The 22,784-nt window shown below is 72.3% G+C and carries 19 protein-coding genes and 1 pseudogene; 13 read left to right on the plus strand and 7 right to left on the minus strand.

Annotation, left to right across the window (positions count from 1 at the left end):
• Positions 1–120: 120 nt before the first annotated feature.
• Positions 121–411, minus strand: a complete 291-nt coding sequence (locus tag AB0C82_RS32380; protein WP_362849170.1) for a hypothetical protein — start codon at positions 409–411, stop codon at positions 121–123.
• A gap of 38 nt (positions 412–449) precedes the next feature.
• Here AB0C82_RS32380 and AB0C82_RS32385 point away from each other — a divergent pair, with 38 nt between their 5' ends.
• Positions 450–1,106, plus strand: a complete 657-nt coding sequence (locus AB0C82_RS32385; RefSeq protein ID WP_362849173.1) for a helix-turn-helix domain-containing protein — start codon at positions 450–452, stop codon at positions 1,104–1,106.
• A gap of 585 nt (positions 1,107–1,691) precedes the next feature.
• Entirely contained in the window at positions 1,692–3,080 is a 1,389-nt protein-coding gene (locus AB0C82_RS32390) for an MFS transporter (protein ID WP_362849176.1), read from the plus strand.
• Between the two features lie 90 nt (positions 3,081–3,170).
• On the opposite strand, the gene AB0C82_RS32395 is transcribed toward AB0C82_RS32390, so the two are convergent.
• The gene (locus AB0C82_RS32395) at positions 3,171–3,659 is read right to left on the minus strand and encodes an NUDIX domain-containing protein (RefSeq protein ID WP_362849179.1); all 489 of its coding nucleotides are present in this window, start codon (positions 3,657–3,659) and stop codon (positions 3,171–3,173) included.
• A 9-nt stretch (positions 3,660–3,668) separates the two neighbouring features.
• The gene (gene lnt, locus AB0C82_RS32400) at positions 3,669–5,297 is read right to left on the minus strand and encodes an apolipoprotein N-acyltransferase (RefSeq protein WP_362849182.1); all 1,629 of its coding nucleotides are present in this window, start codon (positions 5,295–5,297) and stop codon (positions 3,669–3,671) included.
• A 364-nt stretch (positions 5,298–5,661) separates the two neighbouring features.
• Between lnt and AB0C82_RS32405 the strand changes: the two genes are divergently transcribed.
• Positions 5,662–6,741 carry an O-antigen ligase family protein gene (locus AB0C82_RS32405; protein ID WP_362849185.1) on the plus strand — a complete coding sequence of 360 codons (1,080 nt, stop codon included), beginning with the start codon at positions 5,662–5,664 and terminating at the stop codon, positions 6,739–6,741.
• 98 nt (positions 6,742–6,839) lie between these two features.
• On the opposite strand, the gene AB0C82_RS32410 is transcribed toward AB0C82_RS32405, so the two are convergent.
• The gene (locus AB0C82_RS32410) at positions 6,840–7,406 is read right to left on the minus strand and encodes a hypothetical protein (RefSeq protein ID WP_362849188.1); all 567 of its coding nucleotides are present in this window, start codon (positions 7,404–7,406) and stop codon (positions 6,840–6,842) included.
• A gap of 71 nt (positions 7,407–7,477) precedes the next feature.
• Positions 7,478–8,263, minus strand: a complete 786-nt coding sequence (locus AB0C82_RS32415) for an aspartate/glutamate racemase family protein (RefSeq protein ID WP_362849191.1) — start codon at positions 8,261–8,263, stop codon at positions 7,478–7,480.
• Positions 8,264–8,321: 58 nt separating this feature from the next.
• Between AB0C82_RS32415 and AB0C82_RS32420 the strand changes: the two genes are divergently transcribed.
• Positions 8,322–9,503 (plus strand): glycosyltransferase, encoded by a 1,182-nt coding sequence (locus AB0C82_RS32420; protein WP_362849194.1) that lies wholly within the window; start codon positions 8,322–8,324, stop codon positions 9,501–9,503.
• Positions 9,504–9,518: 15 nt separating this feature from the next.
• On the opposite strand, the pseudogene AB0C82_RS32425 reads toward AB0C82_RS32420, so the two are convergent.
• Positions 9,519–10,808, minus strand: a pseudogene (locus AB0C82_RS32425) (TerD family protein).
• Positions 10,809–11,065: 257 nt separating this feature from the next.
• Here AB0C82_RS32425 and AB0C82_RS32430 point away from each other — a divergent pair.
• The 4 genes from AB0C82_RS32430 (at position 11,066) to AB0C82_RS32445 (ending at position 15,801) form a co-directional block, all read left to right on the plus strand.
• On the plus strand, positions 11,066–11,530 hold the full coding sequence (locus AB0C82_RS32430; RefSeq protein WP_362849197.1) for a DUF6643 family protein: 465 nt from the start codon (positions 11,066–11,068) through the stop codon (positions 11,528–11,530).
• 20 nt (positions 11,531–11,550) lie between these two features.
• Positions 11,551–12,399, plus strand: coding sequence for an MOSC N-terminal beta barrel domain-containing protein (locus AB0C82_RS32435; RefSeq protein WP_362849200.1), 849 nt, complete (start codon positions 11,551–11,553; stop codon positions 12,397–12,399).
• Between the two features lie 130 nt (positions 12,400–12,529).
• Positions 12,530–13,138 carry a hypothetical protein gene (locus tag AB0C82_RS32440; protein ID WP_362849202.1) on the plus strand — a complete coding sequence of 203 codons (609 nt, stop codon included), beginning with the start codon at positions 12,530–12,532 and terminating at the stop codon, positions 13,136–13,138.
• A 224-nt stretch (positions 13,139–13,362) separates the two neighbouring features.
• The gene (locus AB0C82_RS32445) at positions 13,363–15,801 is read left to right on the plus strand and encodes a right-handed parallel beta-helix repeat-containing protein (protein WP_362849205.1); all 2,439 of its coding nucleotides are present in this window, start codon (positions 13,363–13,365) and stop codon (positions 15,799–15,801) included.
• Here AB0C82_RS32445 and AB0C82_RS32450 read toward each other — a convergent pair.
• The gene (locus AB0C82_RS32450) at positions 15,771–18,071 is read right to left on the minus strand and encodes a hypothetical protein (RefSeq protein WP_362849260.1); all 2,301 of its coding nucleotides are present in this window, start codon (positions 18,069–18,071) and stop codon (positions 15,771–15,773) included. The two genes, AB0C82_RS32445 and AB0C82_RS32450, sit on opposite strands and share 31 nt — an antisense overlap.
• A gap of 311 nt (positions 18,072–18,382) precedes the next feature.
• On the opposite strand from AB0C82_RS32450, the gene AB0C82_RS32455 reads away from it, so the two are divergent.
• The 5 genes from AB0C82_RS32455 to AB0C82_RS32475 all read left to right on the plus strand — a co-directional run.
• Positions 18,383–19,219: a DeoR/GlpR family DNA-binding transcription regulator gene (locus AB0C82_RS32455; RefSeq protein WP_362849208.1), complete on the plus strand. Its 837-nt coding sequence runs from the start codon at positions 18,383–18,385 to the stop codon at positions 19,217–19,219.
• 134 nt (positions 19,220–19,353) lie between these two features.
• Positions 19,354–19,806 carry an SRPBCC family protein gene (locus AB0C82_RS32460; RefSeq protein WP_362849211.1) on the plus strand — a complete coding sequence of 151 codons (453 nt, stop codon included), beginning with the start codon at positions 19,354–19,356 and terminating at the stop codon, positions 19,804–19,806.
• 81 nt (positions 19,807–19,887) lie between these two features.
• Positions 19,888–21,912: a hypothetical protein gene (locus tag AB0C82_RS32465; RefSeq protein ID WP_362849214.1), complete on the plus strand. Its 2,025-nt coding sequence runs from the start codon at positions 19,888–19,890 to the stop codon at positions 21,910–21,912.
• 100 nt (positions 21,913–22,012) lie between these two features.
• The gene (locus tag AB0C82_RS32470) at positions 22,013–22,489 is read left to right on the plus strand and encodes an SRPBCC family protein (RefSeq protein ID WP_362849217.1); all 477 of its coding nucleotides are present in this window, start codon (positions 22,013–22,015) and stop codon (positions 22,487–22,489) included.
• Between the two features lie 97 nt (positions 22,490–22,586).
• The coding region (locus AB0C82_RS32475; protein WP_362849262.1) for a transposase family protein at positions 22,587–22,784 on the plus strand (198 nt) is incomplete at its 3' end.

Genomic DNA, 22,784 nt, shown 5'->3' on the forward strand with positions numbered 1-22,784 from the left:
CCGGCGATGGCTGTCGCCCGACGGGAGGGCGCCCCCTCGCCGAAAGGCGGAGCCTCGTTCGGCTCAGAAGGCTTTCACCGGCCTCGGGGGGCAGGGGGGCAGGCCATCCATGTGATGGGGTCAGGCACCGATCCAGGCGTCGACCATCTCCAGGCGCTGCAGCGACGGCTCGGGCGGACGAAAGCCCAGCGCCGCGGTGACCACTCGGTCCACCACCGGGTGCAGGCGCTCCTCTGCGAACCTCTTCCAGTCGGCCTCCGACTCCCAGACATCGGTGTACCGCAGCCCACCGGATGTGCGCTGGACGAGGTGAACCACAAGCCCCGGGGGCTTCTCCGGGCCCAGCCCTTCCTTGATGCGTGCGTAGGTGGCCGAGTCGATAGGCACCTCGAAGGTGAACGCAAACGTCACAGGGACCACTCCCTCATATTCATCCGAAGCCATTTCGGATGAATACGATTAGCATCGACCTCGTGGACGAACAGGTCAAGAGGCAGTACGACACGAGCCGCCGCCGGGCGGCAGCGCAGGCGACCCGGCAGGCGATCCTCGACGCGGCGACACGGCTGTTCGCCGAACGCGGTTACTCAGCAACCACGATGGCGCAGCTCGCCGAGTGCGCCGGCGTCGCGGTCGACACCGTCTACACGGTGGCGGGCCGCAAACCGGCGCTGTTCCTGCAGTTGGTGGAGTCCGCCATCTCGGGCACCGGCGACGCCGTTCCGGCGGCCGAACGGGCCTACGTACGCGAGATGCGCGCCGAGCCGGACGCGGCCCTCAAGCTGCGCCGTTACGCACGGGCCGTCAGAGAGATGCACGCCCGGCTGGCACCACTGCTGCGCGTCGCCCGCGCGGGGCCGCCGGAGGTCGCGGAGGTCTGGCGGGGCATCGCCCAGCGCCGTGCGGACAACATGCGGCTGCTGGCCCAGGACCTGGCCGCGACGGGGCAACTGCGCCACGGGCTGGACCTGGAGGAAGTGGCCGACGTCATCTGGGCCACCAACTCGCCCGAGTTCTACTGCCTGCTGGTCGAGGACCGTGGCTGGCCGCCCGAGCGGTTCGAGCGGTGGCTCGCCGACGGTTGGTGCCGACTGCTTCTCTCCTGATCCCGATAGTGCCCACCACGTCATCGGTCGCGCCCGCCGCCGTTGACATGTTCGCGGATTGCGGCATTCCAGCGGGGTGACTCGCCGGTCGTCGACCAGCAAGCGTCCCTGTGCGTAGCGGGACGACAAGGGGGATCTCGATGTACGTGACAGGGAATCAGCGGCTGGGGCGGCTCGCCTTGGCCGGCTTGACCGCGATGGTGCTCTCTTCCGCGTCGATCGGTCCTGCCGGTGCGGTGGGTCACAGCAGGACGATGCCCTTTCCCGCCAGGTCAAGGCGATCCACGACACGGGTGTCTTGGGTGTCTCCGCCGAGGTGCTGCTTTGATTCAGCACCGAACCAGCACGGGAGCCAGCACCACCCTCGCGAAATATACCGAACAGCGCAACTCGGACAGCGCGCCCTCACCCGGCCCCGCTCATCCCCACAGGGCGCGGAAACAGGCTCGCAGCACCTCCCCGTAGCGGCAGCCCGCACACCGGCCACTCGAACTATGGTGTCCCGCCACATACGCCCCTGACCTGGCCCTTCCTACGGTATGGCGACACAGCAACGTCCCCGCCAAACGTCCGGAAGTGGTACCCATGGCCGCCCCAGCAACCTCCCCACCAGCACCGTCGAACCTCCGCCGGATCGTCGCCGCCAGCCTCGTCGGCACCACCATCGAGTGGTACGACTTCTTCCTCTACGGGTCTGCCGCCGCGCTGGTCTTCAACAAGCTGTTCTTCCCCGGGTCCGATCCGCTCGTCGGCACCCTGCTCTCCTTCCTCACGTACGCGGTCGGTTTCGCCGCCCGGCCCATCGGGGCCCTGGTCTTCGGGCACTACGGCGACCGGCTCGGGCGCAAGAAGTTGCTGGTGCTGAGCCTGCTGCTGATGGGTGGCGCGACGTTCGCCATCGGGTTGCTGCCGACACACGCCACCATCGGAACCGCCGCCCCGGTTCTGCTCACCGTCCTGCGCCTGGTGCAGGGCTTCGCCCTCGGTGGCGAGTGGGGCGGGGCCGTGCTGCTGGTGTCGGAGCACGGGGACGCGAAGCGGCGTGGTTTCTGGGCCTCCTGGCCGCAGACCGGGGCCCCGGCCGGGCAGTTGCTGGCCACCGGAGTGCTCGCGGCGCTGACGGCGCTGATGTCCGAGTCGGCGTTCCTGGCCTGGGGGTGGCGTATCCCCTTCCTGCTCTCCGGCGTGCTCGTGATGGTCGGCCTGTGGATTCGTCTCTCTGTCGATGAATCACCGGTGTTCAAGGCCGCTCTGGCCCGGGCGTCGGCACGCAAGGAGACCAGCGGCAAAGCCGAGAAGATGCCCCTCGTCGCTGTGATGCGCCACCACTGGCGGGACGTCCTGATCGCCATGGGTGCGAGGATGGCGGAGAACATCAGTTACTACGTCATCACCGCGTTCATCCTGGTGTACGCGACGCTGGAGGCGGACCTGAGCAGGCAGACGGCGCTCAACGCCGTACTGGTCGCCTCCGCCGTCCACTTCGTCACGATCCCTCTCTGGGGAGCGCTGTCCGACCGGATCGGGCGCAGGCCCGTCTATCTCATCGGCGCGGTCGGCGTGGGGCTGTGGATGTTCCCGTTCTTCACACTGATCGACACCCGGAGCTTCGGGAACCTGCTGCTCGCCATCACGGTGGGGCTCGTCTTCCACGGCGCGATGTACGCACCGCAGGCCGCCTTCTTCTCCGAGATGTTCGCGACCCGGATGCGGTACTCGGGTGCGTCGATCGGCGCGCAGTTCTCGTCGGTCGCGGCCGGTGCGCCGGCGCCGCTGATCGCCACCGCGCTGCTCGACAGCTACGGAACCTCGACTCCTATCGCGCTGTACGTCATCGCCGCAACGCTGCTCACGATCGTGGCGATCCTGTGCGCGAAGGAGACCCGCAACCGGGACCTGTCGGACGTCGGGGCGGAGCACGGTGAGGTTCCGGGCCCGCGGGACGCGGTGGCCGCCGAAGCGCGCAGCGTCTGAGGGTCTGTTCCAATCCCGCACGGCTCCTCGCGAAACGCGGAAGGGGCCGCCCGCCACCCGGTGAGGTGGGGGCGGCCCCTTCCGCCGCGTCTACGGCCGTCCCGCGCGGGGAGTGGGTTCGAACCAGGTCGGCCCGTCGGTGAGTGCCTGCTTGATCCGGAACAGGGAGAACTCGTTCAGCGGCGGCAGCGCGTCGATGGAGAACCAGCCCACCTCCAGCGACTCGTCGTCGTTGACCTTCGCCTCTCCACCGGTGGCACGGCAGCGGAAGGTGACGTCGAGGTACTGGCACCGGTCGCCGTTGGCGTACTGCACGGGCTGCAGCGCCTGGGTGAGCACCACCCGTTCCGCCACGCAGTGCACTGCGGTCTCCTCGTACACCTCGCGTTCGGCCGTCGCCGCGGGCTCCTCCCCCGGTTCGCTTATGCCGCCGATGACAGACCACTTGCCTGTGTCCGAGCGGCGCCCGAGCAGCACCCGTCCCTCGTCGTCGAAGACGATCGCGGTGACCCCGGGCAACAGGAGCAGCTGATGACCCGCCGTCGCGCGGATGTCTCGGATGAAGTCGGGAGTAGCCATGCGCCGAGCCTACGTGTGCGTGCCACCGGTCACGGGGCCGGTGGATCCGCGCAGCCTGCGGGTGCGCACGCCGCGGACCGTCACCCAGCCGAGGCCGGCTACGGCGAGGAGCGCGAGAACACCCTCGGGCAGCGGGCCCATGCGGGTGGCGGGGGTCAGTGAGGACCGCAGCGGCACCTCGTCGACCAGGGCGGCCGGGGTGAACATCTTCGTCTTCTCGACGATCGTGCCGTCCGGCCGGATCACGGCGCTGACGCCGCTGGTGACGGGGACGACGACGGACCGCCCGTGCTCCACCGCGCGCACCTGGCTCATCGCCAGCTGCTGGTACGTCATCTCGCTGCGCCCGAAGGTGGCGTTGTTGCTCGGCACGGCGATGAGTTGCCCCCCGCTCTTGACGGTGTCGCGTACCGCGTCGTCGAACGCCGCCTCGTAACAGGTGACGAGCCCCACCTTCGTACCCGCCAGGTCGAAGACCCCGACCTTGTCGCCGGGGCCGAAGTCCCGCTGCACCCGGTCGACGTCCTTGCTGAAGATGCGGACGAACGACCGCATCGGCATGTACTCGCCGAACGGCTGGATGTGGCGCTTGTCGTACGTGGCGACGGGTCCTGCCGCCGGCTCCCACTTGATGAGGGTGTTGCGCAGGGGGCCCGTCTCGGGGGCGACGACGGCGCCGATGACCGTCGGGACGCCGATCGCCTTGACGGCGTCGTCGATCACGATGCGCGCGTCGGCGTTGCGGTACGGGTCGAGGTCGGAGGAGTTCTCCGGCCACAGGACGAAGTCCGGCTGCGGCACCTTGCCCGCCTTCACCTCACGGGCGAGCTGCTCCGTACGGCGGGCGTGGTTGTCCAGGACAGCGCGGCGCTGGTCGTTGAAGTCGAGGCCGAGACGCGGCACGTTGCCCTGGATCGCGGCGACGGTCGCGGTGCCGTCCTCCGCCGAGGCGTCCACGAGGGGCAGCGCGGCGAATGCCGCGGCCACGGGTACGGCGAAGGTCGCGGCGGCTACGGCGACCGCGCCCCGCGAGACGGTGCCGGTGGCGCGGTGGATACGGAACCGGCGCACCGCTTCGAAGAGTCCGAAGCCGCACAGCACGACCGCGAAGGAGAGCAGCGGGGTGCCGCCCAGTGCCGCGAGCGGGAGGAACACGCCCTCCGCCTGGCCGAAGGCGATCTTGCCCCAGGGGAAACCGCCGAACGGCACGCGGGCCCGGAGCGCTTCGTCGAGAGTCCAGACGGCCGCGGCCCAGACCGGCCAGTACGCGAGGCGGGTGACGGCGCTGATCCCGACGCAGCCCACCGCGATGAAGAGCGCCTCCGCGGCGGCCAGTGCCAGCCACGGCACGGGACCGACCTCTTCTCCGGTCCAGTGCAGCAGCGGCAGCATGAAGCCGAGGCCCGCGAGGAGCCCCAGGCCGAACGCGGCCCGCAGCCGACGCCCGAAGAGGACCCAGCCGAGCAGGGCGAAGCCGGGCAGAACCAGCCACCACAGGGGGCGCGGCGGGAAGCTCGCGTACAGCAGCGCACCGGAGATTACGGCCGCGGCCGGGCGGACGAACCGCGGCCACAGCGTTCTGCCGCGGGAGGCGGGGGCGGACGGCGATTCGTCTATGGACGTGATGGTGGCGCTCACCTGCCGGAGTCTACGGCGGCGGCCCACGGGCACGACGTACCGGGACGCCCGGACCGGAACCCGGCTCGCGGAGAGCCGGGGAGAGCGCTTGCGGAGGAGGTGGGGCGGCAGACGACCATTCCCCTGGAGCGGGGACCCGGGCTGTCGGAGCCTGCGGCGGCACGAGGCCCGATCCGGCGATCCCGCCGCGCCCGGTCCGTTACTCCGGACCGGGCGGGCGCCCGCCGGGCCGCGGTGGCCGCAACGTTTCTGCGCCATTTTCCCCCGTCGCGGCTCCCCGGCCGTTAGCGTGTGCGCCAGTCTCTGCCGATCGGCCGGATTCCGCCGTCCTGGGCGGGACGGTCGAGGTCGGGGGGTCGACGCGATGACCGCACCAGTGGACCGGTACGCCACCGGTGAGCGCGGCAACGCCTCCGATGCCGCCGGAGCCGTGGTTCTCGCCGCCTGCGCCATCTGGTCACTGGTCAGCGCCGCGGGGCGCGACACCAGACCCGAAGGCGTCCTGCTGGCACTGCTGGCGGTAGCGGCCGGGTTCGCCTGCGGCCGGATCTGCGGAACGCTCCTCCCGGTCGTCGCGGCCTCCGCAGCCGCGCTCGCCGCCCTGGTCATGGCCGTGGCCTCCCGCCACGGGATGCCCGGCGCCACCGCGGCCGCCGACATCACCCCGGGTCACACGGGCGCCGCCGCGGCGCTGCTCGTGCTCGCCGCCGGATCGGCCTGCTGCGCGGCGGCCGCGGCGGACCGGGCCTCTCTGCGCATCACGCTGCGCCTGCTCGCTCTCGGCACCGCGTGCGCCGCGCTCACCCTCGGCTCGGTCTTCGGCTTCCTGGCGGCCCTGGGGGTGCTGCTCTGCTCACTGGCCGCCACCAGGATGCGCCACCGGCTGCTGGGTCTCGCCGGGCTCGGGCTGGCTGCCGCACTGATGGTGGGGCTGTCGTGGGCTGTCGCCGAGGACGCGTTACCTGAAGGGCTCGCGGTCTCCCTGGAGGGACCTCTCACTTTGAACCGGGTGCTGCTCTGGGAGGACGCCGTGGAGCTCACGAAGGAGAACCCGCTGCTGGGCGTGGGCCCGGACCGCTTCGGCGAGCTGAGCCCCACCGCCCGCGAGTCCCTTCGCTCCGACGGAAAGCCCCACTCCGCGCCCCTTCAGCAGGCCGCCGAGCAGGGTGTGATCGGCCTCGCGCTGCTGGGCATCGCCTTCGGGTGGCTGCTGTACGTGCTGTGGCGCTCGCCCAGGACGACGGCCGTCGTCCTGACGGCGGCCGCTGCGCTCACCGCTCTCGCCGCTCTGGCGGTGGTCGGCAACGCGCTGAGTTTCACGCCGGTGACGGCCGGTGCGGGCCTGCTGGCGGGGCTGGCCTCGGCCCGCCGCCCGCTGGGCCAGGGCGAGGGCCAGGGCGAGGACGTGGGCGCCGGCGCGGGCATCAGCGCGAACGCGGACTGACAGGGCGAGCGGAAGAGGTGGAAGGGGCACCCGTCACCCGGGCAGGCACCGCCATCCCGCTAGGCGCGACATCGGGACCCGACGGCCTGCGCCCCGCTTCAGGCACCCGTCGCCTGAGGCCCCGTCGCCGACAGGTGCAGCCGCTCGCGGATGAACCGCACCGCCGCTTCCGCGTCGTCCACCGTCACCGTGAAGGTCCTGCCGTCGCCGAGACGCAGCACCACGCCCTCGCCTCTGCGCACCACCACCGCCGTGCCCTGCTCCGGGCGCCAGCGGTAGCCCCAGCCGCCCCACTCGCGCGGGGTGACCTCGGCTGCGAACTCCGCGCCCACCACATGCGTGAGCAGGATGCGGCGGCGCGGCAGGCCGATGTGGCCGCAGCGCACCTCCAGGGCGTCGCCGTCCACCTTGACGGCCACGTGGACGAAGGCGAGGGTGCCGAACAGGATGAGGAGTCCGGCCGCGATGCACCCGATGACGGACATCAGCAGCGGGGCGATTCCGGAGGTCCAGGCAGAGCCGACGGCCAGCTGGATGCCCAGGGCCATGCACCCCGCGCCCGCGACCGCGAGCAGCCACTGCGCACGGTTGGTCGCACGGCCGTGCCAGACCGTGGGCAGGGCCTCGCTCGAACCGTGGCGCTCGTTGCCGGTGTGGTCCCTCATGGCAAGCAGCGTACTCAGATTTCGCTTGCCGAGGAGGGGCTGCCGGCCGCCTGGGAGTGGTATCCGGCGGGTCAGCGGACGGGGCTGAGCGCCTTCAGCAGGCGCCCTTCCGCGTAGGCCAGAGCGGCTTCCGGCAGCTCGGCGGCGCGTCCGCCGAGGAGGACGGCGAGCGTCCCGGCCGGTTCGGCCGACGGAGGGGTTCCGGCGCCGATGCGGCGCAGTGCCTGGGCGGCGACGGCGCCGGCGGAGCCGTGCAGGGCGATGGGGGGACGGCCGGGCTGCTGGACGGCGTTGCGGATGCGCTCGCCGACCAGTTCGTAGTGGGTGCACCCGAGGACGACGGCCCGTACGTCCGGCGGGGTGAGGGCGGCCGCCGCCGCGATGGCGCGGTCGATGGCGGGCTCGTCGGCGTGCTGTACGGCGTCGGCGAGGCCGGGGCAGGGGACCTCGGTGACGGCGGCGGAGCCGGCGAAGTCACGGATCAGGGCGCGCTGGTACGGGCTGCCGGTGGTGGCCGGAGTGGCCCAGATGGCGACGGAGCCGCCGCCCGTGGCCGCCGGCTTGATCGCGGGCACGGTACCGATGACCGGCAGTGCCGGCTCCAGTTCGGCGCGGAGCGCCGGCAGGGCGTGTACCGACGCGGTGTTGCAGGCGATGATCAGGGCGTCCGGACGGTGCAGGGCCGCGGCGCGGGCCACCACGAGCGCGCGCTCGGTGACATCCTGCGGCGTACGCGGCCCCCAGGGCATCCCCTCCGGGTCGGAGGAGAGCACGAGATCGGCGTCCGGGCGCAGTCGGCGCACCGCCGCCGCCGTGGGGAGCAGGCCGATTCCGGAATCCATCAGGGCAATCTTCACCCGGTCACCATAGTCGACACCCCTTGCGGCCCCGTGGAAGTGGGGCAGACTTCGGCGGATGAGCGCCGTTGCCTGGATCGCCGTGAGTTCGCTGATCGTGTGGGTGTGGCTGCTGCTGGGGCAGGGGTTGTTCTGGCGCACCGACCAGCGGCTCCCGAGGCGCTCGGCACCTTCTCGCTGGCCGTCGGTGGCCATTGTCGTGCCGGCCCGGGACGAGGCCGACATGCTGCCCGTGAGCCTGCCCTCGCTGCTGGCGCAGGACTATCCGGGCGAGGCGGAGATCTTCCTGGTCGACGACTGCAGCAAGGACGGCACGGGCGATCTCGCCCGCGCGCTGTCCGTGCGGTACGGAGGCCTGCCGCTCACCGTGTCCTCGCCCGGGGAGCCGGAGCCGGGCTGGACCGGCAAGCTCTGGGCGGTCCGGCACGGGATGACGCTGGCCCGGGAGCGCAAGCCGGAGTTCCTGCTGCTGACGGACGCGGACATCGCGCATGAGCCGGACAGTCTGCGGGAGCTGGTCGCCGCCGCGGCGACGGGCACGGCGGACGGTTTCGACCTGGTCTCGCAGATGGCCCGGCTGCGGGTGGTGAGCGGCTGGGAGCGGCTGATCGTCCCGGCCTTCGTCTACTTCTTCGGACAGCTCTATCCCTTCCGCCGGGTGAACCGGGCGGGCTCGGGGACGGCCGCCGCCGCCGGGGGCTGCGTACTGCTGCGCAGTGAGGCCGCCGAGCGGGCGCGGATTCCGGAGTCCATCCGGCAGGCGGTGATCGACGACGTGTCACTCGCGCGTGCGGTGCAGCGCAGTGGTGGCCGGATCTGGCTGGGGCTGGCGGAGCGGGTGGACAGTGTGCGTCCGTATCCGCGGCTCGGTGATCTGTGGCGGATGATCTCGCGGAGCGCGTACACGCAGTTGCGGCACAGCCCGCTGCTGCTCGCCGGGACGGTGCCGGGGCTCGCGCTCGTCTATCTCGCCCCGCCGGTCACACTCGTCGCCGGTCTGCTGACGGGTGACGGGCCGGCCGCGTGGGCGGGCGGGTCGGCGTGGGCGGTGATGGCGGGGACGTACATGCCGATGCTGGCGTACTACCGGCAGTCGCTGTGGCTCGCGCCCCTGCTGCCGGTCACCGCTCTGCTGTACCTGCTGATGACGGTCGACTCGGCGGTGCAGCACCGCCGGGGGCGCGGTGCGGCCTGGAAGGGGCGGACGTATGCCCGTCCCGAGGCCGCACCGGACCGGTGACGCGGGGGACGCGGTTCACTTGCGGCCGGGGGTCCAGTTCATGCCCCAGCCGTAGGCGGCGTCGATCGTGCGCTGCGGGCTCACTCCGCGCTGGGGGACGAGGTAGCGGGCCTCGCGCTGCACGGTGAGGTCTCCCCCGTTGTTGGTGATGAGGGCGAGCGCGCAGACGGTGGAGGGCACGGTGCACTCGTCGAGGGAGAAGTCGATGGCGGCGCCGTGCTGCGGCTGGAGCGTGACCGTGGCATGGAGATCGGCGAAACTCCTGGCACCCTCATAGATGGTGACGAAGATCAGAAGGCGGCGCAGCCGGTCCTTGTGGTCGAGGTTGACCGTGAGGTTCTCACCCGTGGAGAGAGCGCCGGTCCTGTCGTCACCGTCGAGATGGATATAGGGCGGCCTGCTGAGAGAGCCGAAGGAGTTTCCGAGCGCCTACACAACTCCCTTGCTTCCGTCGGTGAGTTCGAAGAGTGCGCAGAGATCGAGATCGAGGTCGGCGTGCATCGCGACGGCCCGGCCGAGTTTGGCTCCCCAGCTCTTGAACTGTTTGCGCACTTCCCAGTTGAGATTCACGCGAAGGGCGCCGGAGGTGCCCCCCTGTTTGGCGAGGGAGACGGAAGGTGTTTCCTTCGTGAGCGTGACCTTCGTCAGCCTCACGGGCCGGGACGCGGGCGTCGCGGCGGGTGCGGGCGGGGGTGTCATCGGGACCGGCGGGGCCGGGGCCGTGGCCGGTCGCGCAGCCTGGGGCCGGGAAGGCTGCGGCGCCTGCTGCGGCTCGTCGACGGAAATGCCGAAGTCCGTGGCGAGGCCCTCCAGGCCGGTGCTGTACCCCTGGCCGACGGCCCGGAACTTCCAGGCTCCCTGGCGCAGGTAGAGCTCGCCGAGGATGAAGGCGGTCTCGACGGTGGCGTCGGCGCTCTCGAACCTGGCCGTCTCGGCGCCGCTCGCCGCGTCCAGGACCCGTACGTACAGCCCCGTGACCCGGCCGAAGCTCCCGCCGTCCGCCGAGGCCGCGACGACGATGCGGTCGATGGCGGGTTCGATACGCGAGAAGTCCACCGCGAGGGTGTCCGTCACCCGGCCCCGTTCGGCGACCTTGCCCTCGTGGCGTACCGCTCCCGACGCGTGGGCGGGCTGGTTGTAAAAGACGAAGTCCGCGTCGTCGCGTACCTTTCCCGACGCGAGAAGCAGCGCGGAGGCATCGACGTCCGGGGCTCCCGGGCTGGTATGCCACCCCAATTCGACCCGCACGGCCTGAGTCGGCACCGGAACATTGGTTCCTTTTAGCATGGTCATGCTCGCCCCCATCGTGAGTCCGGCTGCCGAAAGCCTTTCCGGGACAACCTAATCCCCGGTGCCCCGGGGAGCCCACAGCCGTGACGGGCCGGGCCCAGCGATCCGTCGGTAACCCCCTGTGAACACGCCCTTTACACGATCATCGAGCGCTGGGGTGCCCTTTTTTCCCAAGTTCGCTCGCATTGGGGATCCCTGTTCACTCACAACACCCAAATCAACCCTCTTATCGGGCTCCCCAATCAGCACATCGTGGGCTTAACTTAGGTGCCATGACCTCCCCCCGCTCCACCTACGGCGGCGGCTACTACGCCGCCCCGTCGTTCCCCGACACTCCGATCTACGACTCCCTGGTCGCGGAGCGGGGCACCCCTCAGATCGCGCCGATCCGAGTGCCTGCCGCCTACGACACCGGCAACAGCTATCTGCCGGCCCTGCCGTCGGCGCTGCCGGCCCTTCCCGCGGCCCCCTCGCAGCCGTCCTACGGCTACCAGCAGCCCGCGCAGCCGCAGTACCAACAGGCGCCGATGCAGCCGGCACACCTGCAGCACGCCCCTGCCCCGTACATCCCGCAGCAGCCGAGTATGCCGCGCGGCTACCAGCAGCAGCCCCAGCCGCAGCGCCCCGCGCCCGGCACGGGTTACGAGTCGATGCGTCCGGCCGCGCCCCGGCCCGCTCCGGTGCCCTCGCCGTACGAGGACCCCTACAACCGTCCGTACCAGGGCCGCGGCTACTGACCGGCAGGCAGGATGGCGGCATGGATCTTCCCGTGCTCCAAGCCGTTCACATCCATCCGGTCAAGTCACTGGCCGCGTACGCCCGAAGCGAGGCCGCCGTCGAGCCATGGGGACTCGACGGCGACCGGCGCTGGATGGTCGTCGACTCGGCGGACAAGGTCGTCACCCAGCGCCAGCGTGCCCGGATGGCACTGATTTCCGCCAGACCGTTGCCGGGTGGGGGGATCGAGCTGTCGGCGCCGGGGGACGCGCCACTGACAGTGCGGGTCCCGGCACCGGGCCGGACGGTCGCCGTGCATCTGTTCAAGCAGAAGATCGAGGTCGTGGAGGCGTCGGGGGACGCCCACGCCTGGCTCGGCGCGCACCTGGGAACGGACGTCCGGCTCGTACACCTCGACGCGCCCGCGCACCGCAGGCTCATCCCGCCCGAGCACAGCCGGCTGCTCGATCCGGCGCACGCGCGCCCGGGAGAGACGGTCAGCCTCGCGGACGAGTTCCCGCTGCTGCTCACGAGCGTCGCCTCGCTCGACGCCCTGAACGCGCTCATCGCCCAGGGTGAGCACCCCCACGAGGGTCCGCTTCCCATGAACAGGTTCCGGCCGAACGTCGTCGTGGCGGGCACTCCCGCCTGGGCCGAGGACGACTGGCGGCGGATCTCCGTGGGGGAGGTCTCCTTCAGGGTGGTGAAGTCGTGCGGGCGCTGCGCCATCACCACCACCGACCAGGCGACGGCGGAGCGCGGCAAGGAGCCGCTGCGGACGCTTGCCCGACACCGCCGGTCCGGAACACAGCTGCTCTTCGGCCGGCACCTCATCCCCGACACCGCCGGAGTGATCCGGGTCGGGGACCCGGTCCGCGTTCTCGGCTGACCGCTCCGGCGCGGAACTGTCCCGGGGCCGCCGCATGTTGGGCAGGGTGAGGTTGCTCTCTCTTCGCCGTTCCGGGGTGCGAACCCCTCCCTTATCGGGTTATCACGGATACCGAAGGGGGTGGGCGGCTGTGCGAGCGGTCTCGGGAGTCTGGCGCTGGCGGCGCAATCCGCTGCGCCGCGCCACCGATCGCGCCGAGGCCTGGGCTGCGCTGCTCGCCCTGCTCCTCATGCTGCTCGCGGCCCCGGCAACCGGCTGGGCCTGCGGCTCCCTCACGGACGACGCGCTCCAGCAGTCGGTACGGGCCCAGCGCGCGGAGCGTCATTCCACGAAGGCGGTCGTGGTGCGCCGCGTCGACCGGCCCGGCCAGTTCGGCGGCGATGCGGGAGTGGCGTCGGAACATGCCGGGCAGACCTCCGTGGTGGCCCGCTGGCGGACGCCCGACGGCAGGGCGCGGACAGGGAGGGCGTCGACCGCTTCCCGGGTCACCGCGCCCGGCTCCCAGGTGCGGATCTGGACGGACGACCGGGGCAGGCCGGTGCTGCGCCCCATGGACTCCGCCACCGCCCGCACCCATGCGGCGCTGGCCGGATTCGGCGTGTTCCTGCTCGTGGCCGGACTGGTCGAAGCCGTCCGGCGGCTGGTCGTGTGGCGGCTGGTCCTCCAGCGGTACGCACAGTGGGACCGGGCCTGGGCGAAGGCCGGTCCGGACTGGGGCAGGACGGGGACGGGCAGCTGACGCGACGGTTCCCGGACCCGTCGGCGGAGCCCGTGGGGCTGATGAGCAGCCGACTCGTCAACTCCCGCCCGTCGCGCGCGCTACGGTGGACCGGCCCGCCCGACTCCTCGGCAGGCGGACCCGGACTCAGTGCTGCCGGAACGGCGGCCGCACCGGCGCATCGCACAGGACGCGGACAGGCACGAGGCAGCGCACACAGCACGAGGTGGGGGCACAGCAGCGCCATGGCACAGGGCACGGTCCAGGTGACGCACACCGGCACTTCGCGATGGCGGCGCCGCACGGGTGAATACGCTTCCCTCACCGCTGCCCTGGAGGCCGCGGCCGACGGCGACGTGCTCACCGTCGCCCCCGGCACGTACCGGGAGAATCTTGTGGTCCACCGCGCGGTGACGCTGCGCGGCCCCGAGGGGTCCGTCGGTTCCGTGCGGATCGCGCCGGCCGACGGCGTACCCCTCACCGTGCGGGCTTCGGCCGTCATCCAGGACCTCCATGTGGAGGGGCAGGACTCGGCGGCGCCCGGTGTGCTCGTCGAGGAGGGGACACCTGAGCTCTCGGATCTGCGGATCGTGACCAGGTCGGCCGCCGGGATCGAGGTACGGGGCGCCGCCAGGCCCTCCGTACGCCGGTGCACCGTCGACAACCCGGCCGGAGTCGGCATCGCCGTGCTCGACGGTGCGGGCGGGGTGTTCGAGGAGTGCGAGATCGTCGCCGCCGGGCAGTCCGGCGTCTCCGTCCGCGACGGCGCGCACCCGCGGCTGGAACGCTGCCGGGTGCACCACACCTCGGGCGCCGGGCTGAGCGTGACCGGCGAGGGCAGTTCCCTGGAGGCCGTGGGCTGCGAGGTGTACGAGGTCAAGGGCAGCGGGGTCCAGATCACGGCCCGCGGCACCGCTCATCTCACCGACTGCACGGTGCACCGCACGGCCGCCGACGGCATCACTCTGGACACCGACGCGGTGCTGACACTCGCCGACTGCGACATCCACGACATCCCGGAGAACGCGGTCGACCTGCGGTCCCGTTCGGTCCTCACACTGACCCGCTCCACGGTGCGCAGGTTCGGCCGCAACGGGCTGTCCGTCTGGGACCCGGGCACACGGGTGGACGCCAACCAGTGCGAGATCCACGACAGCACGGGCGACTACCCGGCGGTCTGGGTGAGCGACGGCGCGACGGTGATACTGGACTCGTGCCGCGTCCACGACGTGCCGGACGCCCTCTTCGTCCTCGACCGGGGCTCGCGCGCCGATGTGGTGGACAGTGACCTCTCGCAGATCCGCAACACCGCCGTGTCCGTGAGCGACGGGGCCACCGCCCAGCTGGACGACTGCCGCATCCGGGAGGCGTCCACGGGCGCCTGGTTCCGTGACCACGGCAGCGGCGGCACGCTGAACAACTGCACCATCGACGCCGCGCAGACCGGTGTCATCGTCACCAAGGGCGCCGACCCCACCATCGAGCGGTGCACGGTCACCTCGCCCGCGGAGGCCGGTTTCTACGTCTCCGCCGAGGGGCGCGGCACCTTCAACAGCTGCCGGGTCACCGGAAGCGACGGCTACGGGTTCCACGTGATGGACGGCTGCCGCACCACGCTCAGCCACTGCCGGACGGAACGCTGCGCCCGTGGAGGGTACGAATTCGCCGAGGGCGGCGGGTCCCAGGCCGACGGGCACGGGAACGGTCCAGTGGTCGACGACTGCACCAGCGACGAGAGCGGGCTGCTCGCCGCCGGGACCCCGCCGCCCGCCGTGCTGACGGCGACCCAGTCGACGCCGGGCCTGCTCAGCGCGATGCCGGACCAGCGAGTACACCCCACCGAGCCCTCCCCCGCAGCCCCGGCCGAGCCCGTACGCGACTCCGGGGCGGTCCTCGGTGAACTGGACGCACTGGTCGGCCTGGACAGCGTCAAGCGCGAGGTCCGGGCGCTGACCGACATGATCGAGGTGGGCAGGCGCCGTAAGGAGGCCGGGCTCAAGGCGGCCTCGGTACGCCGCCACCTCGTCTTCACCGGCTCCCCCGGCACGGGCAAGACGACGGTGGCCCGGCTGTACGGGGAGATCCTGGCCTCCCTCGGGGTACTGGAGCGCGGCCACCTCGTCGAGGTGTCCCGGGTCGATCTCGTCGGTGAGCACATCGGCTCCACCGCCATCAGGACCCAGGAGGCGTTCGACCGGGCGCGCGGCGGGGTGCTGTTCGTCGACGAGGCGTACGCCCTGTCGCCGGAGGACTCCGGCCGCGACTTCGGCCGCGAGGCGATCGACACCCTGGTGAAACTGATGGAGGACCACCGGGACGCGGTGGTGGTGATCGTCGCCGGGTACACCCACGAGATGGAGCGCTTCCTCACCGTCAACCCCGGCGTGGCGTCGCGTTTCTCACGGACCATCACCTTCAGCGACTACATCCCCGAGGAGCTGCTCCGCATCGTCGGGCAGCAGGCCGACGAGCACGAGTACAGCCTGGCGGACGGAACCGGCGAGGCCCTGCTCAAGTACTTCACGGAACTGCCCAAGGGACCCGCGTTCGGTAACGGCCGCACCGCCCGCCAGACCTTCGAGTCGATGGTGGAACGGCACGCCGGGAGGGTCGCCCAGCTCGCCGAGACGAGCACGGACGACCTCACGCTGCTCTACCCGGAGGATCTTCCCGAACTGCCCTGAGCCTCCCCCTCGGCCTGCCGGGGCAGGACCGCGTCGAGCTGTTCGAGCAGGGCGGCCCGCTCCTGCGCGAAGACCGGGTCCGCCTGGTAGTCGGAGTGCCCCAGAATCGGTTCGGGCAGGGGGAGTTCGGGAGTGCGGCCGTAGACCAGGGGGTCCTTCAGCGGCCCCCTGTCGACCTCGTACCGCCCGCCCTCCTCGATGCAGACCGGCCCGCCGATGGGGTCGGTCGGCCGCCACAGGTTGCGCCAGCAGTGCACGGAGCGGTGCAGTCCCTCCAGGGCCGCGGGGCCGAAGTAGGCGGGGAACCAACGACCGTACAGGCGCTCGATCGGCGAACCGTAGGTGAGCAGCGCGACCCGGCGGCGCGTGGCGTCGGGGAGCTGCCAGACCGCGGATGCCGCCAGGACGCTGCCCTGGGAGTGCCCCGAGATGACGAGCCGTCCCCGGGTGCGTCCGGTCCAGGCCGACATCCGCGACGAGAGGTCGGGAACCGCCCGCTCGGCGTAGCAGGGCGGGGCGAAGGGGTGGGCCGCGCGCGGCCAGAACGTGCCGACGTCCCAGAGGATGCCGATGGTGCGCCTCGCGGAGACGTCGCGGTAGGCGCGCCGGCCCCAGGTGACGAACAGTATGAAGCCGACACCGATCATCCAGGAGCCCGTCGACTGCGCGGCTTCGGCGAGTGATTCCACGACGGGGGCGGATCCGTCCATGGCCAGTCCCGGCACCTGCCCGGTGGCCCATGATCCGGCGACCGCTCCGGCTCCGAGGAGCAGCGTGGCGCCGGAGAGCGCGCCGAGGAGCCGGGGCGCGGAGTCGGTGAGTACGGCGGTGGCCCGCGTCATGGCGATCCGCCGGGTCCGTGCGGGGTCCGGCTGTCCTTCGCCGTACTCCTCCTCGATGGCGGGGCCCATGCGGCGGGCGCTCCGCGCGGTGCGGACGATCAGCGTGAGGACGGGGATGAGCAGGAGCAGGAGGAGGACGGGGATGACGGACGCCTGCCAGCTGAGCAGGACGGGCGGGCCCTCGATGACGGAACCGCTGCCCATTCCGGGGGTGCCTGAGCCGTCGAGCCAGTCGGCGACGCGCTGGGCGACACCGCCGGTCATGACGCCGCCGAGCGCGCAGGCCAGCATGGCCACGGCCGGTCCGCCGAGGCCGCGGAGCGCGGTCCGGGGTTCGGGACTGCGGGTGCTGAGGCTGACGGCGACCACGGCGAGGGCGATGACCAGGACGCCCTGGCCGATGGCGAGGACCCGGAAGGTGACCTCCCCCGGCAGTGCACCCCGGGACACCCAGCCGGGGCGTGACCAGGACGCGTGGACCGCGCTGACGAGGAGCAGGGCCAGCGCGGCGCCGGGGAGGAAGGTGACGACGGCGCGGTCGATCCTGTTGTCCAGGCGGCGTTCGCTGCGGCCTCGCCGGCAGACGACCAGGACGACGACGAGGCCGCACAGAACGAGTGCCCCTTCGAGCGCGCCGCCCAGGAAGCCCGGGACGGGGCTGTCGGCGGCCCGGTCGTGGCGTGCGGCGGCTCCCCCCACGGCGGCGGCGACGGTGAGGAACCCGGCGGCGGTGTGCGCGGCGCGCAGCCGGGCGACGAGACGGCGTCCGAACCAGAAGCCGGGCCTGCCGAGCGCGGGGCGTGCGGCGGGCGGGGTGAGGGCGTCGGTGGAGACGGTCTCCGCCCCGTCCGCGTCGTCCACGTCGGTCCGCTCCGGTTCGGCGCCCGAGAGCGGGCGCTGGGACTCGTAGGCGCTCCAGGTCCGGTTGGACAGGTACCAGAGCAGTCCTACCAGCGCGGCCGGCACGAGCGCGGCCACGACGAGCCGGCGGCCGGGCTGTGACCACCAGCCGTCCTGAGCCGTCGAGAGGAAGCCCAGCCAGGAGCGCTGCCCCGAGCAGTCCGGTTCGCCCGCGCACTGCCAGGCGGTCAGGTCGAGGGCGACCTCGCAGGCCGCTGCGGTGAGGAGCACGGTGAGACTGAGGGCCACGAGGCGCACCAGCAGCCCGTACAGCCGGACCGACCGGGTGCGGCCCGGGGCGCTTGGCCGCATCCAGTGGGCGAGGTTGACGACCATGAAGGGGAGCAGCAGCAGCCACAGGGCGCGGGAGCCGTTGCCCGAGGTGAGGTTGGACCAGCAGTACGCCTCCGCGACCGGTTCGTCTCCGTGCCGTCGCGGGTCCTCGTCGGCGGCGATGTCCTCCGTACGCCGGTAGATGGCGGCGGTGGCGTCACCCGTGACGCGGGTCGTCCGGGGGTCGCGCAGCATCTCCTGGGGGGTGGCGCCCCCGACACCGTGGACGAGGAGTTCCAGCGCGGCGCCTGTGCTGTGCGGGGGCTGGATGTCAGGAGGCAATTCGGTGACTCGCTCTCTGGGCCGGGCGGCCCGTGGGCCGGCGGGGAAGTGGCGGTGCCGCGCGGGCGGTGCAAGGTGACCAGAATCGCGGACGGGGACCGCTCGTGGCACCGGTCTCACCGAATCTCCCCAGTGGTACGGCCGTGGGCGGTGCGTGGCAGGATGAGCACGTCCGGCAGGCCGCTGCGGGACCGTACGACCAGTGGGAAGGACCGGGTCCGGCCTTGAGCGAGAATCAGAACCTGCTCGCGGAGCAGCGACGTGCCCTGATCCTCGACGAGGTGCGCAAGCGTGGCGGGGTCAGGGTCAACGAGCTGACCCGCAGGCTGAACGTCTCGGACATGACGATCCGTCGGGATCTGGACGCGCTTGCCCGCCAGGGCGTCATCGAGAAGGTGCACGGCGGCGCGGTTCCCCTCGTCGGGACGAGCACGCACGAGCCCGGTTTCGAGGCCAAGTCGGCGCTGGAGCTGCGCGCCAAGGAGGACATCGCGCGGGCCGCCGCCGCCATGGCCGTGCCCGGCAGCGCGATCGCGCTGTCCGGCGGGACAACGACGTACGCACTGGCCCAGCAGCTCCTGGACGTGCCGGACCTGACGGTCGTGACGAACTCGGTACGGGTCGCCGATGTGTTCCACGGTGCGCAGCGCACGGCGGCCAACGGCGGGAGCCGGGCGGGGGCGCCCACGGTCGTGCTGACCGGCGGGGTGCGTACGCCTTCGGATTCGCTGGTCGGTCCTGTGGCCGACCAGGCGATCGCCTCGCTCCACTTCGACGTGCTGTTCCTCGGGGTGCACGGCATCTCGGTCGAGGCCGGTCTTTCGACGCCGAATCTGGCGGAGGCCGAGACCAACCGCCGCTTCGTGCGGGCCGCTCGGCGGGTCGTCGTGGTGGCCGACCACACCAAGTGGGGCACGGTGGGGCTGAGTTCGTTCGCCACGCTGGACGAGGTGGACACCTTCGTCACCGACGCCGGCGTTCCGGCGGGTTCGCGGGCGGAGATCGAGGAGCACCTGGCGGACCTCGTGGTGGCGGGCGGTTCCGCCGAGGCGGACCTCTAGGGGCTCCCGTTCGGTCACGCCGGACCCGGCGTCCGGCACGCACATCGGCGGCCTGGTCCGGACGGGAGACCCCAGGGCCTGGCCGGCGGTTCCGCTCAGCTCGCGGCGTGCCCCGGACGTCCTAGGATCGTGGTGTGGCCGTCTTCCGGATCGAGCGCTTCTCCCATCTCCCAGCCGCCGAGGCCTGGCGCCGGGTGACCGACTGGGAGCAGCACGGCGCGGCCGTCCCTTTCACGTCGGTGACCGTCCCCACCGGTCTGCCCACCCGGATAGGCACCGTCTTCGTGGCACGGACGGGTGTGGGTCCGCTCGCCTTCGACGACCCGATGGAAGTGGTCAGGTGGACGCCGCCCGCGGCCGGACGGGCGGGCCTGTGCCAGTTGGAGAAGCGCGGCTCCGTGGTGCTGGGCCGGGCGGCGATCGACGTCTACCCGACGGATTCCGGCTCCCATGTGGTGTGGGTGGAGGAGCTTGGCGTCCGGCTGCTGCCCCGGTGGGCCGATCAGCTGGTCTCCTCCGCAGGCCGCCGGGTCTTCACCCGGGCCCTCGACAGGCTGCTCGCAGGAGGCTCCGGCCACCGCCCGTAACCGTGTGCGGTGTGACCGTCACATGATCGAGTCGTTGTCGGTGTGACGGTTCTCGCCTACGGCTCAGAAGGCACAGGTTCCATGCCGATCCACCACCCGCAGCAACCGCGGCAGCTGACCGACGGCGACAGCGCGCATCCCGGCGTGCAGCAGGCCGAGGCCGCGCTCGTCGAGCACTACCCCCGGCTCGTCCGGCTCGCCTACCTCGTCCTGCCGCCGTCGCTGGGCCGGCACCGGCGGGTCCTCGCCGCGCACGGCACGGTGCAGCGGGCTCTGCCCGGTCCGCGAACGAACCCCGAGCTGCCCTCTGTTCCCGTCCTCTCGCGCGTGCCCGCGCAGAGCAGGGGCGCCGTGGGGTCCGAGCGGCGTCAGGAGGCTCCCGCGTACGTCTGGATGCGGCTACGGGTGGTGCGCACCGCGCTGGCGTACGAGCGGCGGCCCCGCTGGTGGCCCGGCCGGCTCCCCGCACCGGCCGCGCTGCGTCCGACGATCCCGGCCGTCTGGGGTCTGCGGCTCTTCCCCCGGGCGGGCGGCGTCGAGGAGCTGACACTGGACCGGGCGCTCTCCCAGGTGCCGGGCACCGTGCGCGCCGCGTTCGCCCTCCGGATGCTGGAGGCGCTGTCCGACACGGAGGTCCGCGCTCTGCTCACGCAGGCGGGCGCCGCCGATGCGGCGCTCGCGGTGCTCTCCGCGGGCCGGCTTGCCACGGGCACCGACAGCACCGTGTCCGAACTCCTTTTGCGCTCGGGCGAGTTCGACCCGTGCACGGTGCAGACGCGGCCCAGCGACCTGCTGCGACGCAGATACCGGGCGCGGGCCGCGGCGGGGGCCATGGCGCTGTGTGCGGTCGCGGGGGCCCTCGTGTCGGTGGCCTGGGGGCCGGACGGCTCCACGGGAACCGGGACCGACGGGCGCTCCGCCTTCGCCCCGGCGCTTGATCCGGCCGGGCTGATGCGGACAGCCGCGGAGCAGTGGGCGGACACCTCGCGCCTGGACTTCACCGCCTGGCCCGCCCGCGGCGCCCGTACCGATGACCGGGAACTGCTGGGGCGGGCCCTGCGCGTCTGGAGGCAGGCACCGCGCGCCGCGACGGTCTCCGCCACCCCCGGCACGGTCACGGTGCCGCCCGTGCAGCCGCCCAGGCTGCTGTACGCGGGCGAGGTGGACGGGGCGGCCGTGGTGCTCCTCCACGACGGCGGCGTACGTCTCGTGCGGTACGCGGAGCCGCTGTCCGGGGCCGGCAGCCCCTCCCTGGACTTCGCGCGGACCGATGCCGCCGGTGTGACCACGGGCGCCGCCGCCGTGATCAGCCGCAGCGGCAACCGGGCCAGGTTCCTCCTGGCTCCGTGGATCGCACGGAGCGCCACGCGCGACCTGCTCGCGCCGGGCGTCCCGGCCCGCGCGCTGGGCGTGGACCGGGACGGGGTGACGGCAGCCGTACCGCGCCCCGCACTTGGCGGCTCGTGCGATGCCTGGCCGGCGATCCAGCTGAGCTCGTCGGAGCTCATCGTGGAGAAGCACTCCTTCCTCCTCACCGACCTGGGTGATCTGGCCCCGGCGCACCTGACGTACACCCCGCTGCCTGCCGAGGGGACGGCGCCACGGCAGCCGCGCGAGGCGACGAGTCCGTCCGCACTGATGAGCTGGGCGCGCACGGCGTGTTCACTGCGGGCGGTAGGCGGCGGTGGCGTCCGGGCGGTCAACAACTGGGAGTTCGCCGAGCAGGCCCTGCCCGAGACCCGGACCTCGGCGGGCTGGCTGTGCACCAGGGCGGAAACCTGGCGGGGGCCCGGACGGGTGCTGGTGCAGTTCGCCGGGCCGGGGGCCTCGCCCACCACCCCGGCCACGGTGGTCGCCGACCGCGGTGACACGGCCCTCTGCAGCCGGTTCGGGCAGCACATCCTGGCGGGTACGCGCTGGAAGGCGCCATCGGGCCGTTGGTACGTGCTCGCGGCGGGCAGCAGGGCCGTGATCCGCATCGAGGCGAGCGGCCCGGTGCGCGGCTCCGCCGACGGCAGGACGCTCGCGGTACGCGCTCCGCGCAGCGCCCCGGTCGGCCTGACGGCCCGGTTGCACTCGGGCGGGACGCTGAGCGCGGTGCGATGAGAGGTGCGAGAGGGGACGCGTACGACAGCGGACATCTGGCGGTGCGGCCGCTATGGTGTGCGCGGTTCCGTCCGCAGCGAGCAGCACAGGAGGTGCGTCCGTGGCACGCCGACTCCGCCCCGTGGGACTCGACTTCGCCGACTCCGCCCCGCTGCGCCTGGTCTTCGCCTGCGAGGTCTCCGCACCTCCTGACGTGGTGTACCGGGCGCTCGCCGAGGAGGTGGAGTCCTGGCCTTCCTGGTTCACCGCGGTGACGGACATCCGGACCGTCGACGGCGGCGCGGGCCGGGTGGTCCGGCTCAGGGGCGGCACCGTGTTCCGCGAGACGATCGTGGCGCGGGACCCCGGCGAGCGGTACGCCTACCGGGCCGACGAGACCAACGCCCCTGGTATGCGGGCCCTGTTGGAGGAGTGGCGGCTCACTCCTGCGGGCTCGGGGACCCGCGTGCAGTGGACGTTCGCCACGGACGGCGGGGCGCTGTTCCGGTTCGGGGTGCGGCTGGGGCGGGCGGGGGTCGGCCGGGCCTTCCGCGGGGCGGTGCGCAATCTCGGGCGCCGGCTACCTGACAGCCCTTAAAGCGTGTTGCAGAACGCTCGGAACTGGGCATTTCCTGTGTATGCGTGGGGCGTTGAGGGTTGAGGCGTTGTGGGTTGAGGCGTTCACGGGTCTGCGGATGGGCCAGTTCGAGCGGCTGTTGCGGGTGGTGCGTGAGCGTGGTGGTGGCGGGCCGCGGATCGGCCGGCCGTGGTGCCTGCCGTTGGCGGAACGAGTGCTGCTGGTGGCCGTGTACTACCGGACGAACCTCACGATGCGGCAGCTCGCACCGCTGTTCGGGGTCTCGCCGGCCACGGTGTGCCGGGTCATCCAGCGG

Origin of the sequence: Streptomyces sp. NPDC048560, assembly GCF_040650955.1 — a bacterium.
In the GTDB taxonomy this organism is placed as follows: Bacteria; Actinomycetota; Actinomycetes; order Streptomycetales; family Streptomycetaceae; genus Streptomyces.

Bases quoted from the DNA above. Each gene is read 5' to 3' on its own strand.
- AB0C82_RS32385 (WP_362849173.1), top strand. From the start codon at position 450: ATGAATACGATTAGCATCGACCTCGTGGACGAACAGGTCAAGAGGCAG.
- AB0C82_RS32390 (WP_362849176.1), top strand. From the start codon at position 1,692: ATGGCCGCCCCAGCAACCTCCCCACCAGCACCGTCGAACCTCCGCCGG.
- AB0C82_RS32395 (WP_362849179.1), bottom strand. From the start codon at position 3,659: ATGGCTACTCCCGACTTCATCCGAGACATCCGCGCGACGGCGGGTCAT.
- AB0C82_RS32405 (WP_362849185.1), top strand. From the start codon at position 5,662: ATGACCGCACCAGTGGACCGGTACGCCACCGGTGAGCGCGGCAACGCC.
- AB0C82_RS32410 (WP_362849188.1), bottom strand. From the start codon at position 7,406: ATGAGGGACCACACCGGCAACGAGCGCCACGGTTCGAGCGAGGCCCTG.
- AB0C82_RS32420 (WP_362849194.1), top strand. From the start codon at position 8,322: ATGAGCGCCGTTGCCTGGATCGCCGTGAGTTCGCTGATCGTGTGGGTG.
- AB0C82_RS32430 (WP_362849197.1), top strand. From the start codon at position 11,066: ATGACCTCCCCCCGCTCCACCTACGGCGGCGGCTACTACGCCGCCCCG.
- AB0C82_RS32435 (WP_362849200.1), top strand. From the start codon at position 11,551: ATGGATCTTCCCGTGCTCCAAGCCGTTCACATCCATCCGGTCAAGTCA.
- AB0C82_RS32445 (WP_362849205.1), top strand. From the start codon at position 13,363: ATGGCACAGGGCACGGTCCAGGTGACGCACACCGGCACTTCGCGATGG.
- AB0C82_RS32450 (WP_362849260.1), bottom strand. From the start codon at position 18,071: ATGCTGCGCGACCCCCGGACGACCCGCGTCACGGGTGACGCCACCGCC.
- AB0C82_RS32465 (WP_362849214.1), top strand. From the start codon at position 19,888: ATGCCGATCCACCACCCGCAGCAACCGCGGCAGCTGACCGACGGCGAC.